Here is a 1,918-nt window from a genome sequence, read left to right on the forward strand (position 1 = left end):
GATGATGTCGGCGCTCATCTCTTCCGCGCTTTGGGTCAACCTCGCCACCTGTATCGGTGCCCCGGTCTCCACCACCCATTCGGTGGTGGGCGGCGTCATGGGGGCGGGCATCGCGGCAGCGGGGCTTGGTACCGTAGACTGGGGGTCCATGTCGATGATCGCGGCCAGCTGGATCATCTCCCCCCTGTTGGGGGGTGTGATCGCCGCCGCTTTCCTCGCCTTCATCAAGGCGCGCATCCTCTACCGCGACGACAAGATCGCCGCCTCCCGCATTTGGGTTCCGGTGCTTGTCGGTCTCATGGCCGGGGTCTTTGCGGTCTATCTTGCGCTGAAGGGGCTGAAAAAGATCGTATCCGTCGATATGCCTCTGGCCCTCGCCATCGGCCTTGTTGCGGGGTTGGCTGTCTATGCGCTGGCCCGCCCTGCCGTAAGGCGCCGGTCGGAAGGGATGGAGAACCGCAACAAGTCGGTCAAGGTGCTCTTCGGTCTGCCGCTGGTCTTCTCCGCCGCGCTGCTGAGTTTCGCCCATGGTGCGAACGACGTGGCCAATGCGGTGGGTCCCCTTGCCGCGATCGTCCACGCCGCAGAAGCCGGCGGGGTCGAGGCCGAGGTGCGCATTCCGCTCTGGGTGATGATCATCGGTGCCTTCGGCATCTCCTTCGGGCTGTTTCTCTTCGGTCCGAAGCTCATCCGGATGGTGGGCCGCCAGATCACCAAGCTGAACCCGATGCGTGCCTATTGCGTCGCCCTTTCAGCGGCGATCACGGTCATCGTGGCAAGCTGGCTGGGTCTTCCGGTCAGTTCCACCCATATCGCGGTGGGTGGTGTCTTTGGCGTGGGCTTCTACCGCGAATGGCACATGGAACGGCGGCTTCGCCGACCGGATGTCCGGGTGTCGCCGGTCAAGCGGATCGCCCCGGAGGAACGGCGCAGGCGCCTGTTGGTGCGCCGCTCCCATTTCCTGACGATCGCGGCCGCATGGGTGATCACCGTCCCCGCCGCCGCGCTGATCTCGGCAGCGGTGTTCCTTGGCCTGACCTTTTTCACCGTCTAGCCGCGGTCCTTCTTGGGCCAAAGGGCGGAGGGCGGCAGATGGGGCAGCCCCTCTTTTGCAAGTTCCGCCAGATGCATGACTTCCGTCACATGCCGGCAGATCGGCACCGGGCGCTTCTGGGCGGCCCCCATGCGAACGACTTCGCCCTGCAATGCGTCGATTTCGGTCGGTCGCCCTTCCATCAGGTCATAGGCCATTGAGGTTCGCGCCTGCGCATCGATGGTGAGCATCGATGCGGCGATTCGGGTGAACAGCGGCGTGGGAAGCCGCAGGATATGTGGAATGGCCCCTACCGGCACCGGCGTCGTGGAAACTGGGCGGATGCCCTCTGCCCGCAGCACGCGCAGCGCTTCGGACCATTGGGCGGCCATGACCCTGCGCCACTGCCGGTCGCGCAGCATGTCCTGAAGGGTCAGACCGCTCAGGGCATTCAGCGCATTGGTCAGATTGACGAGGAATTTGCCCCATTGGACGCCGAGGATGTCGTCGCTTTCTTCCCACTGCAAATGGGGCACCGACAATCGCGTGGCCCAGTCTGCCGGCCCCGCCTCCAGCACGATATTTCCGCTTGTGGCACGATGATAACACCCCTGCCCCATGGGCACGACGTTGAAGGGCACCATCGCCGCCCGCACATCCCGCCCAGGCAGGGCGTCCCGCAGGGTGGCGGCATTGGTGACCCCGTTCTGCAGGCTGATCACGCAAGCCCCCGCCGCGCCATGCGCAGCGATGCTGCGGGCGATATCGGCGGTGTCCCGCGTTTTCACCGTTACGAGAATGACATCCGCCTGCGCGAGACAGCGCGCATCCTGCGTAAAGGTCAGATCTTCCGGGCGCACCGTCTCCGCCAGCCCGCCGAAATCG

General features: G+C 65.0%; 2 protein-coding genes. One reads left to right on the top strand and one right to left on the bottom strand.

Annotated elements, in window-relative coordinates; genetic code table 11:
* The coding region (locus tag A3728_RS10970; RefSeq protein WP_067923430.1) for an inorganic phosphate transporter at window positions 1-1,054 on the top strand (1,054 nt) is incomplete at its 5' end.
* Here the strand turns inward: A3728_RS10970 and A3728_RS10975 are convergent.
* Window positions 1,051-1,918 (bottom strand): 2-dehydropantoate 2-reductase (locus tag A3728_RS10975; protein WP_067923433.1); only part of this gene is annotated, 868 nt, incomplete at its 5' end. The two genes, A3728_RS10970 and A3728_RS10975, sit on opposite strands and share 4 nt — an antisense overlap.

The organism is Sulfitobacter sp. HI0040, from assembly GCF_001634885.1.
Taxonomy (GTDB): Bacteria; Pseudomonadota; Alphaproteobacteria; order Rhodobacterales; family Rhodobacteraceae; genus Sulfitobacter.